At 64.5% G+C, this 16,115-nt stretch carries 13 protein-coding genes and 2 pseudogenes; 9 read left to right on the forward strand and 6 right to left on the reverse strand.

Annotated features, from left to right (window positions below):
• From ABEA33_RS04655 to ABEA33_RS04670, 4 genes and pseudogenes are all read left to right on the forward strand, one after another.
• A pseudogene (locus ABEA33_RS04655) lies at positions 1 to 146 on the forward strand (IS5-like element ISMt1 family transposase); the annotation flags it as partial.
• A 189-nt stretch (positions 147 to 335) separates the two neighbouring features.
• A complete protein-coding gene (locus ABEA33_RS04660) occupies positions 336 to 1,706 on the forward strand; it encodes an SIR2 family protein (RefSeq protein ID WP_345525444.1) in 1,371 nt (456 codons plus the stop codon).
• A gap of 692 nt (positions 1,707 to 2,398) precedes the next feature.
• The gene (locus tag ABEA33_RS04665; protein ID WP_345525446.1) at positions 2,399 to 3,094 is read left to right on the forward strand and encodes a hypothetical protein; all 696 of its coding nucleotides are present in this window, start codon (positions 2,399 to 2,401) and stop codon (positions 3,092 to 3,094) included.
• Between the two features lie 261 nt (positions 3,095 to 3,355).
• On the forward strand, positions 3,356 to 4,426 hold the full coding sequence (locus tag ABEA33_RS04670) for a TIGR02391 family protein (RefSeq protein WP_345525447.1): 1,071 nt from the start codon (positions 3,356 to 3,358) through the stop codon (positions 4,424 to 4,426).
• A 92-nt stretch (positions 4,427 to 4,518) separates the two neighbouring features.
• On the opposite strand, the gene ABEA33_RS04675 is transcribed toward ABEA33_RS04670, so the two are convergent.
• Entirely contained in the window at positions 4,519 to 4,770 is a 252-nt protein-coding gene (locus ABEA33_RS04675; RefSeq protein WP_345525448.1) for a hypothetical protein, read from the reverse strand.
• Between the two features lie 157 nt (positions 4,771 to 4,927).
• Entirely contained in the window at positions 4,928 to 5,710 is a 783-nt protein-coding gene (locus tag ABEA33_RS04680) for a DUF6308 family protein (protein ID WP_345525449.1), read from the reverse strand.
• 235 nt (positions 5,711 to 5,945) lie between these two features.
• Between ABEA33_RS04680 and ABEA33_RS04685 the strand changes: the two genes are divergently transcribed.
• Entirely contained in the window at positions 5,946 to 6,692 is a 747-nt protein-coding gene (locus ABEA33_RS04685; protein WP_345525450.1) for a hypothetical protein, read from the forward strand.
• A 49-nt stretch (positions 6,693 to 6,741) separates the two neighbouring features.
• Here the strand turns inward: ABEA33_RS04685 and ABEA33_RS04690 are convergent, their stop codons facing one another.
• Entirely contained in the window at positions 6,742 to 10,329 is a 3,588-nt protein-coding gene (locus tag ABEA33_RS04690) for a DUF4020 domain-containing protein (protein WP_345525451.1), read from the reverse strand.
• A gap of 145 nt (positions 10,330 to 10,474) precedes the next feature.
• Between ABEA33_RS04690 and ABEA33_RS04695 the strand changes: the two genes are divergently transcribed.
• On the forward strand, positions 10,475 to 10,996 hold the full coding sequence (locus tag ABEA33_RS04695) for a helix-turn-helix domain-containing protein (RefSeq protein ID WP_345525452.1): 522 nt from the start codon (positions 10,475 to 10,477) through the stop codon (positions 10,994 to 10,996).
• Complete coding sequence (locus tag ABEA33_RS04700) at positions 10,996 to 11,643, forward strand: nucleotidyl transferase AbiEii/AbiGii toxin family protein (protein ID WP_345525453.1); 648 nt, start codon at positions 10,996 to 10,998, stop codon at positions 11,641 to 11,643. The genes ABEA33_RS04695 and ABEA33_RS04700 overlap by 1 nt, the downstream gene beginning before the upstream one ends.
• Before the next feature lie 324 nt (positions 11,644 to 11,967).
• Here ABEA33_RS04700 and ABEA33_RS27375 read toward each other — a convergent pair whose 3' ends face one another.
• The 3 genes and pseudogenes from ABEA33_RS27375 to istA all read right to left on the reverse strand — a co-directional run bounded on the left by ABEA33_RS27375 (position 11,968) and on the right by istA (position 14,059).
• Entirely contained in the window at positions 11,968 to 12,246 is a 279-nt protein-coding gene (locus tag ABEA33_RS27375; protein WP_425577321.1) for an ATP-binding protein, read from the reverse strand.
• Positions 12,247 to 12,334: 88 nt separating this feature from the next.
• Positions 12,335 to 12,745: pseudogene (locus tag ABEA33_RS27380) on the reverse strand (ATP-binding protein); the annotation flags it as partial.
• Between the two features lie 24 nt (positions 12,746 to 12,769).
• The gene (gene istA / locus ABEA33_RS04710; protein WP_345525454.1) at positions 12,770 to 14,059 is read right to left on the reverse strand and encodes an IS21 family transposase; all 1,290 of its coding nucleotides are present in this window, start codon (positions 14,057 to 14,059) and stop codon (positions 12,770 to 12,772) included.
• A gap of 519 nt (positions 14,060 to 14,578) precedes the next feature.
• On the opposite strand from istA, the gene ABEA33_RS04715 reads away from it, so the two are divergent.
• The gene (locus ABEA33_RS04715; protein ID WP_345525456.1) at positions 14,579 to 15,655 is read left to right on the forward strand and encodes an amidohydrolase family protein; all 1,077 of its coding nucleotides are present in this window, start codon (positions 14,579 to 14,581) and stop codon (positions 15,653 to 15,655) included.
• The gene (locus tag ABEA33_RS04720) at positions 15,633 to 15,995 is read left to right on the forward strand and encodes a metal-sulfur cluster assembly factor (protein WP_345525457.1); all 363 of its coding nucleotides are present in this window, start codon (positions 15,633 to 15,635) and stop codon (positions 15,993 to 15,995) included. Before ABEA33_RS04715 ends, ABEA33_RS04720 begins: the two co-directional genes overlap by 23 nt.
• The last annotated feature ends 120 nt before the right edge of the window (positions 15,996 to 16,115 follow it).

The following is a 16,115-nucleotide window of genomic DNA, read 5'->3' on the forward strand; positions in this document are numbered from 1 at the left end:
CAAGCGGCGCGGCAGTGCCGGCGGCCGGCCACCGGCCTTCGACGCGGAGACCTACAAGGGACCGCAACGTCGTCGAACGGTCCTTCAACAAGGCCAAGCAGTGGCGCGGCCTAGCCACCCGCTACGACAAGCTCGCCATCACCTATCGGGCCGCAGCCACGATATTCGCGATCATCACCTGGCTACGCACATAAGGGAGACACGGCCTAGCCGTACGGGTGTCGGTGTTCCATCGTCCGCGACCTCCAAGTCCCCGACTCGGCCATGGCGAGCAAATGACGACCCGGCACGAGTGTTGGCGGGGTTATCGTGCTCCCTGAAGGTATGAATCTCGTATGCGCATACCCAACCACCACGGCATCACATTCCTGCTCGGTGCAGGGGCGTCAGCTGAGGCAGGGCTTCCAATGTCTCGTGGCATCACCCAGTTGATGATTGACCGGTTGAGTGACGAACGTTGGGACCGCCAAGCCGGCTACGCCTTGAACTTCGTCGTTTCCGCAATTATCGCTGACGATGGTCGAAGTGGGCACAGGCCAGATGAGTTGCCAGACATTGAACGGGTTGCGAGTGCTATCGAACTGCTCGCCGGTCGTAGCGACCTTGAGATTTCGCCGTTCGTGGCATCGTGGGAGCCGGCCTTGACTGCTCTGGAGGCTGCGCCGCCTCGAGAGCCAATGACTCTCGAACGCAACCTCGTGAGAACGCTTACGGGCCAACGACCCGGTTCGCACGCACCTGCGGCGACCGAGATCAGTGGGCTGCTCCGACAGTGGAGTGATGCGCAGACCCGGCGACGGAGTCTTCCGAGTTCGTGGTCCGCGAACTTCAGGAAGGCGGTTGCACCGCAACCGGACGGGCGTGAATTGGTGAAGTTGCTGAAGCAGCTGATCGCCTCTCAACTTCCGGGACAGCGCTCGCCGGTGTTCTTCAGGCTTCTTGAGCTGCTGATCACGCACCTGGGCGACATCCTTGATATCGACGACGACAGCAAGTTTGACTACCTCACACCGCTGGTTCAACTGGACCTGCCGCCGGGAGTTCCGCTCACGATCGCAACGTTGAACTATGACCTCGGCGTAGAGCTTGTTGCGCGACGCGCGGGGGTCGAGGTGAGTCGTGGGATCGAAGGTTGGGCCTCCTCGGGTCTGTTGAACTTCACTGACGCGCCGGTGAGGCTCTTGAAGCTTCATGGTTCGCTGGATTGGGAACGTGAACGTAGACGGTCTGCGCTGGCACCTCGACAGAGTCTCGTGTCCGACGACAGCAGAACGGATCGACCATTCTTGGTGTTCGGACAGCGTGAAAAGTTGCGGGCGGAAGGGCCGTTTCTCCAGTTGCTCGAAGCTTTTCGAACTGCGCTCTATTCGGCGGAGACGCTCATCGTCCTGGGCTACGCGTTCCGTGACGGCCACATCAACGAGTGCGTGGCTGGATGGCTTGCCGGCGATGCTCGTCGACGCCTAATCGTCGTGGATCCGTACTTCCCGGAGTTCTCTGGGTGGGGTGCAGACGCCGACTTCCGGCGAGATCTGCTTCGGTGGGGTGAGGTCGCGACTGCAGGCGAGCAAGGAATGCGACGACTAGACATTCGCCGGGAATCAGCGAGCCAGTTTCTTGCCGATATCCGCGATGTTGGCCCGCGTGCACTCCTCGAGACCGCGTTCGCCGCCCGAGAGTCTGAGGAGGGCGAGCAGCGCGAATAGAGGTTCGGTGGCGGTGGCTGCAGGACACGACCACCGCTATCGCGTTGTACGGCGCCCATCCTGGGTGGAGCCCAGGGTGCGTGCTCACGCGCCGGCGACGTAGGCCGTGAGGACTACGACCGCGCCCGCTGCAACCTCGACCGGCATGCCGTCCACGTCCCACGCTTCCGCTGGAGCTCAATGGTGGCGTTGTTGGCTATGACGGGCTACCGGTGTTCCTTGCCGGGCCGATCTCGGCGGCGCTCCCGGTCCTGCTGTACCTCACGTGCGCGGGAACCTTCGCGTCTACTGCCGCGCCCCGTGACAGGTGTGTCGCGTCGGTGACCCTGTCGACGCTACGTCAAAGGTCACCGGGCGCCCGGTCGACTGTGAACCCGGCCAAGGCTCGCTGCAGATCGCGCGGTGGAGAGGGCACGCCAATCCGCATGACTGTCACCGGGGACGGCCTCTAACGGCTGCGCTCCCTCGCCTTACCCCTGGCGCGGGCAGGCCGTCACGCCACTTCCGCTCATCGGCTGTGAGCTCGATTGAGGGTCCGACAAGCGGTGGAGCAATGCGCTTGCTCCTTCCCTGGTGCGCCGACCGGTGCCGTGCTCTCGGGATGTGGGCGAGGCCCAGGTCCCCGGTGCCGGCTGCCCTCTACTTGCGCGGTCGGAGGCCAAAGTTCTTCCCGAACCCGCGATGATGACGGTATGCCTGAACGCCGCAAGCCGCGACTGACCGACAATCTGGGCTACTTGCCGCTGGCGCTTGTGGTCGTCTTCCTGCTCTCGGCGGAAGGAGTCTGGCTCACCGGAGGCAGCGCCTCGCGCGACCTTGCCGGATGGGTGGAGGCGACGGCAACCACTCTTGCACTTCTTGCTGCAGTGGTCGCCGTCAGTTACGCGCGGGGTACGTACGACCTTGAGCTTGAGCGTGACGTCGAACGTCTCGAAGTAGAGGAGCGTGCGCAAGCGGTCTTGGTCGCCGCTTGGGCTGGCACCGGCAATGTTGTGTGGGACGACTTGCCCGATGGTGGCGAATTCGGCATGGGCAAATTCGTGGAAGGTAGCCCAGGTGACGACGTTACAGTGCCTGGCGTATGGGTCCGCAACGCGTCTCCACTGCCGATCTTCGCTGGGATGGCGGATATCACCATGACGGCTTACATGCCGGGGAACTACCAAGAGTGGAACCTCGGCGTCATGGAGCTCGCAACTATCCCGCCGGCCTCACGGCCCCGCTTTACGCCGTACCCAGCGCATCTGGAGGGAAGTCGCGTGAAGGATGCAGCGACTTGGCGAGCCGACGGCTACGAGGTCTCGTATGGGGTTGGTCTCCGTTTTCGAGACGCAGCGGGTAGCTACTGGCACCGCACTGTCGACGGCCAGCTCGTCGCAGGACAGTAGAGGCCGAGTTGATTGGGGCCTTGCCTGCTTCGCTCGGATGCACCCGTGGTTTGCAGGTGCTCGCGGTGGACAGACCGCTGCCAGGGCTGCCAGTTTCCGGCAAGTCTGGCACGCCGTGCTAGCTGTGGCCGCTCCTAGACGTGTCTTAGGTCTTGGTTCTCAATAGATTCTCGGAGTCGCTGAGAACGGACGTGCTTGGCGCGGACGTCCTGTAGAACCGTCGACGGGTACACCGATAGCGCGAGATTGGAGGTTGCGAGCATGGGCGAAGAGGTTGCGAGCGAGCGAGCGTTCGAGTTCGACGAGCGTTGGGTGCTCGAGTGCGTCTACAACCGGCTGTCGACTGACAAGCGGTGGCCAACGTTCCAAGACGTTGACTTCGATGCAGACCGCGCCGGCGTGGCGGACCCGCTGTCGACGCTCCAAGCACTGAGTTCACAGTTCGTCCAAGGCGTGGGGCCGATTGGGGAGCCGTCGCCGAGGCAGGAGGTGACGCTGTCGTTGTTGGGCCTGGCCGCGGTCGCGGACTGGAACCACGAGGCAAGAACGGATCTCGACCTTTACCTGCAGTCGGTGAGAGCCGCCGTTGAGCTCGCCGACTCCGTGACGTCTCCGACTGAGGCATGGTTCGACGGACTGAAGTTTTTCGTGGATGTCTTCCCTTCTGGCCCGTATGAGGCCGTCGTCATCCGTATGGGGCTGATCTGGATGGCGGCGGGAAGCCATCTTTACGAGCAATTCAGCGGCGGCGGAACGCACGAGTGGAGAGCCCTACTGCGTTGGCGCAGCTTGCGCGCCTACCGGCGCGTGACGACGATCAGCGACTTGCTTACGAAGGAGCGTCGCCGTGTTCGCGGGAGCGATGCTGCGGCTGCGGAGTGGGACCGGAAAGTTGCCAGGGTCGAGTCGCCGGCGGCAGCCGCTACCGCAGACGGCCTGCCGCAGTGGGTTGGGCTTCTGCCCGATGGATTTCGAGAGGACGTCGCGGCATCGTTGGCTGTGCGTCCAGCCGACGCAATCTCCACCGGCTGGAGGGTGCTAGGGGACCTCATCTTCCAAAAGACTGGACTCGACCTGGACGGGTACGACCTCGTGAACCAGGCATTCGGCGGGAGGACGCCACACGCGCGGCTGGCGCCAGAGACGAAAGCCGGGAACAATTTGCATGAGGGCTACGCCGACCTCATGCGCGGCCTCACGCGAATGAGGAACGTGCAGTCTCATCGCGGCCGGCCTCAGGTCACAGACCTGCACGTGGCCGCGGTCGTTCTAGCGATGGGTGATTGCTATAGCGTGGTCTTGAGCCTGCCCGACGCCGACATGCACGCCTAACCCCAAGCGATGTGCCCCAGGGCTCTGCTTAGAGGACAGATCCAGCGCCCGGCTCGCCGTGGACAGACGCAGCCAGAACCGAGAGGTTTCGCTCAGACCGGTTCAAAGAGCTCGTTGAATTGCTCCATCGTGAGTACCCCAACGTCTCCTCCGAGACCAACCACCCACTGTCCCTGCTCCACCTTGAGATCAGGCCCGTCGTTGTAGATGTGCAAGTACCCACGCATGTTGTTGAAGCTTGGTCGCCGCCCACCTTGCCTAACGAGCTCTACGATCTCCCGCTCATTGCTGTTGAGCTCGTACTGCAACGCTGCCACGGGCTCCCTCAGTATGTACTTGTTCATGGAGCCAGCATGACCGGCGGCGCCGACACTTGATACGTCACGGTCCTTGGCTGCCGTCAACTGCGGCAGGACGAAGCAGCCCCAGAGCCGTTCGCATCGGAGCCCATGGGCCAGCTGGCGAGCCGGTAAGCGGCGATATTGACGCGGTCGCTGGATGTCAGACCTTGGCGTAGCCGGAGGCGATTCCGGCGTTCCAGAGCGCGACGTCGAGCAATCTCAACGGCGTGACGTCATCGACTACCGAGCCGTGCTCAGCATGCAGTTCACTCCACCAGTGCCCGAGCGCATCTCGCACACGCGGGTGTGACATCAGGTAGCCGAATATCTGAAGGTCTATGTCATGCGAGCCGACGGTGGTGTGACTGAGATTTCGCTCTCCGGCGAGGAACTTGCAGACGACATTGTCTCGGACCGGAAGCAGGTTCGGCCGCTTCCGCGCAGCTAGCTTGGAAGCGAAGACCCACCTCGTTGAGCTCGGCTTCGGCGTGGCACGTAGTTCGCGATAGAGGTCGGAGATCGCGCTCAACATCGGTCTAGGATCGAGCCCCCCGCTTCCCAAGTCCTGAACCGGGATGCTGGTGTCGATCTGCCGCAGGGCTCGCAGGACCTGGGTGCGCTTGCTCGAAGGGTCAAGCAGTTGTCTGATCTGGCGCGGATCCAAGGTCATGCTCAAAGTCGTGACAGCCAGGAGATCCGCCGCGGTGATGTCGTCCGCCGAGCTCTGAGACGGACCGATCGTGCTGAAGAGCGCACCGGCGTATTTCCCATCGGGGTCGAAGTACTTGACCAGACTCCTTCTCACCTTGTCTGGTTCTCCGGCGCCTGCGCCGAGAGCAGCAAGAGCCTGCGCTGTGGCGACCTCTAACACGGCCGGTTCCGCTGGCGTCCAATTGGCCGGCAGCTCATAGGTACGACCGTCGGCGTAGACCCCTCGTGACATGGGCGGCAGGCTAGTGCGGTCCACCGACGGGCATCTGTCGATTCGGAGATCTTGCCGGTCGCGCTCTGTGCCGCTCTGTGCCGCGACTAAACGCTGGTGGCCGAAGCGGCGCTATGACGCGACCTGACGGTAGATGCGGATAGCGCATTCCGCAGGTGTGGCCGCTGCGGCTTCATTGAGGTCAAGTCTGCAGCCGTCCGAAGTGCCAGCATTCGTTCTGCGGAACACTGTGCCCATGGATCAGGGGACTTCACGTCACGACCAGCGGATGATCCTGGAGGAGTTGCTTGACCTCTGCGAGGTCAGTCTTGCGACATCGACCGATAGCGCGGTTCTCGCCGTCATCCACTCCTGGTTCGTGCAGACGATCGACACCGTGAGAGGCGCCCTCATCGTGCATGACGCCGGGCTAGCCAGCACGACAAGCCCCCTGGTGCGTGCGGCGATCGAGTACGCAGTTGGGATGCACTGGCTCCGTCAGGTCTGGGACGCGGGCCTTGGTGGGCTACACAACTCACATCAGCGGTGGGCGAAGAATCTCAAGCGAGCACTCGCGACTGCCGAGGAGCAAGATCTGTATCCGGATGATCCAAAGTGGCCCGCTGCGTGGGCTGAGCTCATCGCCGAGATCGAAGCGAGACCTCCTGCGCCGCAAGTGAAGGGGGGCGGGAACATCGCAGAGAGGTTCGAGGTCACCGAGCTAGCCCATGTTTACGTGGCGTGGCTCAGTGAGACCTCCCTGAGCCACGCCACCCAAGCCTCCGCGACCCCGTACCTGGAACAGATCGATGGTGCCTACAAACTCTCCCGAACCCCCCATGCGTCGCGCGGTGAGTCCTTGGAAGGAAGGTGCTTTGTCGCGCTTGATATCGCGCTTCATGCGATCGCAGAAGCCTTGAACTCGGACCCACTGCGGACAACGCTGACGGATATCGAAGACCGCTTCGCGGCCGCTTCCGTGGTCGGCCTGGAAGGGGCATAGTGGGCGCCTGTCGCGGCGCGATGACGCCAGTCTTGCCGACAGAGCGTGACTACCAGTCAGGCGCGTCGGTACACCCGAGTCGCATCGCCTCTTCGATCAGGTCCGAGAGGTCAGGGGGAGGGTCGGCCTTCTTGAGCTCCTTGACGATCAGGGGTAGGTAGTACTGAATCTCCCAGGACGGCTCAGGGGTTCCGCGAAGCAGGTGGGTGATGAATTGCGTCCACGTGGTGCTGTCGTCGGCGAGGTCGGACTCGGCGAGACGATGCAGCGTCGAATCGTGCTCCATGAACCGCGCCGCTGAGCGCTTGACGAGGTCTACGGCGTCGGCGCGCTCGTTAGGGAGTCCGAGGACCCAGTGCGCCATCTTCGACGCCTCCTCGACATTCAGAGGGAGTGGAATGGACCCGACCCGCTCGGTCCAGTACACGCGCAACCAACGGATCCACTGCTGGGAGGACTCGGCGCCGCTCAGCTCGGACAGCCGGGCGGAGATACGGCTGGCCCAGGCCTCCCGCAGGTCCGGTGGCGCCGTCGTGACGAAGTCGGCGAGCCACGATCCGGGCTCGGGGGATGTGAACATCGCGACGACCGCCAGATGGTCGGCGAGCTGGGTTTGTGAACGATCTCGCCCTAGCTGGTCGGTGTGTTCGCAACATTGCAGGTAGAGGTCGAGGAGACCCGCCTCGAGCAGCCCATCGTCGGGCCGGCCTCGGGCTAGGAACCCTTGCCACACTGCGGCCGCGTCGTCCGGGTGAGCGGTCCAATCAAAGAGGTCGAGCAAGTGGGTCCGAGTCCATTCCGGGTCGGCCGCGAAGTAGAAGCGCAGATTTGAGCCGAGGATGGTGCGTGCCAGAAGCCCGTTGCGGTCTTCGGCCTGGGCCATACCGTTTAGGTGGACCGTGAGTTGTTCCGGCAGCCCGGTCCAGCCCTCTTGGTCTGCGCGCCACTCGACTTGAACGACCTTCGTCCAGAACTGGGCGAGGTCCCCGGACGGGTGGTTGATCGCTTCGAAGACGCGATCGTCACTTTCGGTGATATTGCCGGTGACCTGATCCGCCGGCCAGAGTGCTGTCGCGAGTTCGCGTGCCGCCTCGTATTGATGCCAGGCGGTAGGGCGGCCGTCGCGCCCCCCGTTCGCGAGCATCCGTGCGGCAGGGCTCCGGACCTCATCAAGGTCCCAGCCGCCGATCGTCGCTAGCGTGGCTGCGACTTGGTCGTCATCGAGCTCGGCATCTGCCCACGCGTCGATTAGCGCCCAACGTAGGTCACGATCGCCGTCCTCGAGGAGTCCGGCGATGGTCAGGCCGTCTGCGGGGTACTTGGTTCCGCATCCTCTGACTGAACTGACCGCTCCCCGCCACGTGGGTCCGGTAAGTCGGAACTCGTCGACGTCCTGAAAGGCGCGGATCTCTGCCAGCGTCGCTGCAGGGTCCTGTTCGATCTTGGCATGGAGCTCGTCGGCGGTGAATGGCTCGGTGTCCTCGACTACGCCTCCAGTCATGACGGCGTTGAGGTCGGGGTGCTCGCGCGGCTGAAACTCGGGGTGTTCCTGTTGCTCCCTCCCGAACGCTTCGGTGACCGCCGAGACGTCGGGGGCGACTCGGGCAAGCCACGCGAGCAGGTTGTACCGGCGGTAAGGCGACTGCTCCTTGCCGTCGACTTCGGCGGGACCGGCCGCAGTTTGGGCGAGCAGGGCCCGCACATCGTCGGGTGCGGCGTTCGGGACCACCGCCTCGAGCAGCAGAAACACCTCGTGCTGGGTATCGAGGTCGTAGAGCAGGTTCCGCTGGCAGAGCCAACGGACCTTTTCGTCGTCGCTCTGGTCGTTGCGCACCCGCCACCCGTGGACCGCCAGCCTGCGGAACAGAGCCTCGTTCGCGCCAATCCATGTGTCGAGTTGGGTGGCTGCCGTCGGCGGGTCGATGACGAGCAGCCTCTCGTGACAGTCGCGGGCGGCGTCGATGAGCACGTCCATGGCGTCTCGGATCTCGTCCTGCTCATGGGGCTCGATAGCCGACCTGCCGAAGCTGATGGCATCGGTCCGAGCATCGGGGCGCATCGACCGCAGCAACTGGTGCGCGGTCCGGAGATGGCCAGTGACCAGGTCGAGGAGTGCGTACGCGTGGTCGTCGAGGAGCGGGGCGAACACCTCGGTCCAAGCGCGCGTGAGCCAGTACTCCTTGCCGACGAGGTCGATGTCAAAGCCGGGAGGAGTCTTGGAACCTCCCCAGTCGATCCCGGACGCCAGTACAGGGCGGGTGCGGTACTCGAAGAGCAGCAAGGCGAGGTCGGGTCGCTCGCTCCACTTCTCTTTGGTGAGGAGCATGTCGAGTACGTCGTTGCGGCCGAGGGGCGCCTGCTGAAGAGAGAGCAGCAGCCACGGGGTTTGCCAGACGGGTACAACGCCGTCCTGGGCGAACAGTCGGTGCGTGATGGTCCCCAGAGTCGACTGAGACCACTCCCGGTCACGCATGACCCGGAGCGCTGTCGGCGACTCGTCCTCCTGTTGCACGTAGTGATCGGCGATCCACCTGGTGAGGGTCTGGGTGACGGACCAGGTCCTCTCGTCGTGCGGTTCCGCGTTCGCGAAGAGCCGACTGAACTCGGGTCGGGTCGCGACCCATGAGAGCCACTCCGGGCCTCGCGCGTTCTCGACGAAGTATTGGACGCGCTCGGGATCGCCGAGGCTCTCCTCGAGGTACGAACTCTGCTCAGGTGTGAGCACTCGCTCGGGCGGCAGGGCGTCGTCGCCGGTCGGCGTCTCCCCGCCAAACGTGGCGGCGTCGTCGGGATCGACTGGTGGCCCGGCGCTGACGAGGTCGGCGATCTGTCGGCGGTGTTCGGTCCGCCCCCGGGTTGCCAGCTCTGCCCACCGCTCCAGTGTCTCGGACAGTGCGACGTGCGAGTCGTCAGGCGCCTGGTAAACAACCGGGGTAAGGCCGTAGGACTTCCATTCGGGTAGGTCCTCGAGGTGGGTGAGAACGAACCGCGTCCCGCCCCGCCCGAGGGACCGACCCAGGTACTGCATGACCAGGTCGCCGTAGCTGTAGCCGATGAAGAGGACCGTGAAGGCCGAGAACATCCGGTCGAGGAATCGAGCGGCCCATGCCTCGCGGATATACGCATGCCCGAAGTCGCTGTCAGTGACCACGAGCCGACGGGGCGGCTGGTCGAGTGAACCGTGGAGGTGGACGACTCCGACGAAGTCATCGCCTACGGGGAGGGCGGGCCCGCGGAAGACCTCGACGCGCAGACCGGCGGCCTCCGCGGCACTCGTCAGGTGCCGGTCGTAGTTGGTTGTAACGATTCGGACGGGGGGATGGGCCTGAGCGAGGTCAACGATGGCCTGGTGCAGCCGGTTCGGCTGTGAGTCTGGGTGATCGATTGCTTTAGCGACGAGGTCGTGGACCTCGATGCCGCGGTCGTCGAGTCCTCCGAGGAATTTGTCGAGTCGCTGAAGGTCTGTCTCGGTCGGCGGGGTGCGTGCAGCGTTGCCCACTTCCCTCACGAGATTCTTGAAGTCGGGCAGGTTGGCGGGCGGGTCCATAGACGCGCCCGCGCCGACGAACAGGACGAGCCGGCCGGTCCGAGCCGCTTCAACGAGATCGGCGGGGACGTCCACGTCGCGGATCCACACGACCGAAAACCTAGCGCCCGGTGGCGTGCCCTTGATAGGAGTGCGTCCTTCTGGGCGCTTCGACGCAGTGTGAATGGTGCAGTTCCGCGGAGCCGCAGTTCCGCGTTATATGGTCGCTGGGTATCCGATCAGATACTCTCTTGTCGTGGAGACCTCCATGATTCTCGAGCAGGCTCGCCAGGCGGCGGGTCTGTCGCAAGCTGCACTCGCCGCGGCCGCCGGTACGTCGCGGCCGACGCTGTCTGCCTACGAGCGCGGGCGAAAGTCACCGACACTGGAGACGGCGGCGAGGATCCTCGAGGCGGCGGGGTTCGAGTTGGCGGCCGTGCCGCGAGTCGAGTTCCGTGAGGTGGCTGTGGACCGCGGGCGTCCGATCCGGATAGCGACTTCTCTGCCGCGGCTGACTGTGGAGCGGGCGCTTGCCGTGGTGGCGCTACCGCTGCACCTGAACTGGTCCGACCGCGGACGGCTCTTTGACTTGAGTGACCGCCGACAGCGGGCGCGGGTGTACGAGATCGTGCTTCGCGAGGGTGGGCCGAACGACGTTCTCACCTACATCGACGGAGTGCTGCTGGTGGATCTGTGGGATGAACTCGTACTGCCGCAGCAGATCCGGGCTGCTTGGCAGGAAGTCGTGACTGGCGCGGTCGAGACGCAGGTGGCTTGATGGCTGGACCCGGGAGGCTGTCGGCGCTCCAAGTCGCCGTAGCCGAGCTCTTCTTCAGCCTCGACGAGGCGGACGGATTCTTGGTGGCGGGTGGTGCGGCGCTCGTCGCTTCAGACCTGATCGCGCGGCCTACTGAGGACATCGACCTCTTCACCGCGGCGCCGACGACATCGGTGTCGGCGGCATCGCAGGCGTTGCAAGTTGCGCTGGGGGAGCAGGACTACGAAGTCCAGGTCGTCCAGGACGCGGCGACGTTTTGCCGGCTGATCGTCTCCCGGGCGGGGGAGGAGACGCTGGTCGACCTGGCCGTCGACTCCCCGCCGCATGGTCGGCCGATGGTGACGGTGCTCGGGCCGACGCTGGGGCCCATCGAGCTGGCTGGCCGCAAGCTGCTGGCACTCTTCGGTCGTGCGGAATCGCGCGACTTCGCCGATGTCTATGTGCTGGCGGCGCGCTTCGGCAAGCAGGCGCTCATCGCGGAGGCGCAGGCGCTGGATGCAGGCTTCGACCTTGCGGTGCTGGCGCAGATGATGGGCACGATGGACCGCTTCGACGACGACGAGATCCCGCTTGCTGACGACCTGCGTCCACTCGCGCGAGCGTTCTTCGCGGAGTGGGCCTCCGAGATTCGAAATGCGTCCATTTAGTGTCCACAAACGATCGTGATTTCTCGGATCCAGTCAGTTACACTCGCAGAGCGGGTGAACGTCAGACCCGCTCTAAATAAGGAGATTCCGTCCTTCACCGTGCTTGTCGGTAGTCGTTGAAAACGGCCCAAAATCCTCCAAGGGGTCGCAGGTTCAAATCCTGTCAGCCCGACCGAACAAAACCGGCGCCTGACCTGCGAAAACGTGGGCTAGGCGCCGGTTTTTGGGTTGCTTGTGCCACGCTCGTGCCACAACCACTGTCGGCAACGCTCGAAAATGAGGCCGATCCGACGCTCGAAAACGAGGCCACCGGTTCGTCGGGTTCTAGTCTGGCGCGTCTTGGGTCTTGATGCTGGGCAGGGTGTCGATCCCGCGGTTGCGTAGCCGGTAGCTGGCGCCCTTCAGGGTGAGGACGTCGGCGTGGTGGACGACGCGGTCGATCATCGCTGCGGCGACGGCTTGGTCGCCGAACACACCGCCCCAGCCGCTGAACGGCAGGTTCGATGTGAGGATCAGCGAGGCGTGCTCGTAGCGGCTGCTGACGAGCTGGAAGAAGAGGTTCGCGGCGTCTTGCTCGAAGGGCAGGTAACCGACCTCGTCCACGATGATCAGCCCATAGCGCCGCAGCCGTGCAAGCTCTTGAGGCAGCCGTCCCTGCCGGTGGGCGTCGGTGGAGTCGGGTGACCCATTCGGTCGCGGTCGCGAACAGCACTCGGTGGCCGTGGTTCGCGGCCGCGATGCCCAGGCCGGTGGCCAGGTGGGTCTTGCCGGTGCCGGGCGGTCCGAGCAGGACGACGTTGCGGGCTTCGGTGAGGGACCCGCCTGATGCCAGCGACGCGATCTGCTGGCGCACCGCGGGCTGGGCGTCCCAGTCGAACTCCTCGATCGTCTTGCGGGCAGCGAACCCGGCGGAGCCGATCCGCATCTGAGCCCCCGATGCGTTCCGTGCTGCGACCTCGCGGTCCAGAACCGCAGCGAGGTACTCCTCATGGGTCCAGCTGGCATCACGGGCGTGATCAGCAAGCCGGCCAGCCGACTCGGTGATCCGTGGCGCCTTCAACGCCGACGCCAGGTAGGTCAGCTGCTTGCACCTCACCGGCATCACTGTTCGACTTCGCGGTCGCCATCAGGCCACCTCCCCATCCGCTGCCCCATCCGCTGCCCCATCCGCTGCGCCGTCCGCTGCGCCGTCAGCCAGGCCCCCGTCGATGAGGCCGAATGCACGGTCGTAGTCGGTCAGGTCCCGCACCAGACCCTCGTCCGGATCCGGCGTCGGGCGGGGGCACTGGAACTGCTCGCGCAAGACCTTCGCCGCCGCGACGTGGGCGGGGTCGGTGATCGTCATGCCGCGTGCCCAGACCCGGTCATGCGCCGCGACGAGTCGGCCTTCGTGGCGGACCTCGACGCGGGCCTCGACGCGGGCCAGGTCGGCGGTGACATCGACGAACCGGCCGATCACCGCCGGGTCCACGGAGTAGTCGTTGGAGTCGATGCGGACGTAGTAGTCACGTCCCAGCCGGACCCGGTTGACCCATCCGACCGTTGGCGGGACCGGTGGCAGCGGCAGCATCGCCGCCCGATCCGCGTCGAGCAGATCCACCGGCCTGGCCTTGATCGTGCGCACGATCCGGCCGTTGGCGATCGTGAGCCAGTCGCCGAACTGGGTGTCGAAGTCGGCCGGCGATGCGAAGTCGCGGCCGGGCATGAAGGAGGTCTCGAAGTAGCCGTTCCTGCGTTCGACCACGCCCTTCGATTCAGGGTCGTTCGGCTTGAGTCGCTGCAGCGTCGTGGCGAGCGTGCCGGTGAACGCGCCGACTCCTTCGGCATGCCGCCTGCCGCGACCGATGCCGGACTCGTTGTCCCAGATCAGCCGGCGCGGGACCCGACCGAGCAGCTGGATCAGCAGCCACATCCCCAGCAGCAGATCCGCGGTGTGCCGGGTCGGGAGCATCCGCCCGACCATGAAGCGGGAGTGCGCCGCGGTGATCACCAGGACCGGCAGCAGCACCTTCGAGCCGTCCTCGAGCGGGATCTTCTTCGGCGGGAACCACAAATCGCACTGCGCAGCGTCACCCGGCAGCCAGGTCAGCCGATCCGAGGGATCGACGGGCCGATGCTCAGGCCGCAGCCGGCGGACGTTGTCACGGAACCAGCTGATCGACCCGGTCCACCCGACCCGCTCGGCGATCACCGTCGCCGGCATGTCCGGCGTGCCCTTCAACAGCTGTCGCACCGCCGGTTCGAACGGCGTGAACGCCGTCGGCACCGCCGGCCGCTCGTACTTCGGCGGACCGTCCGAGGCCACCGCCCGCGCCACCGTCGACCGCCCGACGCCCAAGTCCCGCGCGACCTGACGCTGCGGAACACCGTCCGCCACCAGCCGCCGGATCAGAGCCCAATCCTCCACAGAGATCACCCATCCAATCTGTCTGGGTGGCCTCGTTTTCGACCGTCGCTATGGCCTCATTTTCAAGCGTCGTCGACACCGCCTCTTGGGGAGACCTCCTCCTTCAACAGATCGACCTCCCGGCGGCTGACAGCCCAGTTCGGCTTCCAGGTCGGCGATCCGCTTCTTCGCCGCCGTCAGCCCGGAACCAGCCCACGGTCGATCCGATCCTGACGACGCCACGTGTAGATGGCTGCTCCCGATCTCCAAGTCATGCGCAACGTCGGCGATGCTGCGGTCGGACTCGACGAGATCGAGAACCTTCGAGCGCGCCACCAGGCGTCGATCCAGAGTCGCTCGTTCCTTTGTCAGCTGCAGACCGTGTTCGTTGAATGGAAGCTGGCTTGCAGGGATCTCGCATCCCGGACAGTGTGGGACGTGGTCGTCATCACAGAGATGCACAGCCTCGGGCCGATGCTGGTGCTCTTAGCAGGTCGGCAAGATATTAGGCGCCTGGTCGTGCGACCGGCAAACTAGAAGGGAAATCGTATGATTGACGGCTTGCCGGTGATTGACGCGGTGATCCACCCGTACAACCTGCTGGAATCCAATAAAGTAACGCCGGATGCCGACGTGCTTGGACGGCTGGTCTACGCCGGACTGCAAGCCACAGCGCCGGCGGGTTACGTGCCGACACCCGAGGCCTACTTCACGGACTGGACGATCGAAGACACCGCCGGGATGGTTTTCGCAGAGTCCAACACCGACATCGGGATCATGCATGTGCTGCCCATTTATGCGTTCAAGGATGGTCTGTGCTCTTTCGAGAAAGCTCTTGAGGCACAGTCGCGGTGGCCTGATCGGATAGCGACATATTGCGCAGTGGATCCCATGAAGGGTGAGTCTGAGCTTGAGGAGATGGAGAGGCAGGTCGAAGCGCTCAACCCCCTCGGCCTCAAGCTGTACCCGAACAGCTGGGCAGGCTCTGAGATCCGCGGGTGGATGATGGACGACCCCGAAATCGCATTCCCCTTCTTCGAGCGTGCTCAGCAGCTCGGGCTCAAGGTGGTAGCAATCCACAAGGCGGTGCCTCTGGGGCCCGTGCCGATGGAGCACTACAAGATGGACGACATCGATCGCGCTGCAATCGCGTTCCCGGACCTCAACTTCGAAGTTGTGCACGGCGGCATGGCCTTCTTGGAAGAGAGCGCGTGGCAACTCGCGCGATTCGACAACGTCTACATCAATCTCGAGATCACTACGTCGCTTCTCAACCGTCGTCCGTCGGCGTTCCGAGAGGCGATGGCCACCTTGATGATGCACGGTGGTGCGCACGCGCTCGACAAGATCTGCTGGGGTACCGGCGCGATGGCGAATCACCCACAGCCGCCGCTCGAGCGGTTCGTCCGGGACTTCCAGTTCACCCAGGAGCAGATCGACGGAGGCGTGCCGGAGATGAACGATGTCACTCGGGGCAAGGTGCTGGCCGGCAACTATGCGGAAATGACCGGTCTCGACCTGGAACGACGTCTCAAGGCGATCGAGAACGACGAATTCGCGCAGCAGACTGAAGGTGGAGTCATGCCCCCCTATTCCACGACTCATGCTGCTGGCCATGTCGTCTGAGGCCGACAGCGACCGCGTGGCTGGGATTCGTCGCGCTCTGCAGCTGGTCGTGGATCCCTGTTCGATCGCTACTGGCGTGCCGATCTCAATCGTCGACATGGGCCTCGTCCTCGATGTTTCCGTTGACGGGGAAGCCGCGCAGATCAAGTTGTGCATGACCAGTCCGATCTGCATGCAGATCACCAACATCTTGAACGAGATCCGCAAGCACGTGCTTGCCATTCCCGGAATCAACGAGGTGGAGGTGCCTGTCGACGCTCAATTCGAGTGGTTGCCCGACATGATGTCTACACGGTCCCGAGAGCGCCTGCGGGCAGTACGTCCGGTCGCGACCGGCTGACAACCGGTCGCCCCGGACGCGCCCAGAGTCTTGCTCCTGCCGGTGGGAGGCGCCGAGGAGGCCGCAAGTGCGCCAGCACTGCTGGCAGGAGCACCGTCCCGCGCCTGACAGTCGCGCTCG

The sequence above is a fragment of the Nocardioides endophyticus genome (assembly GCF_039543845.1).
Classification (GTDB): domain Bacteria; phylum Actinomycetota; class Actinomycetes; order Propionibacteriales; family Nocardioidaceae; genus Nocardioides; species Nocardioides endophyticus.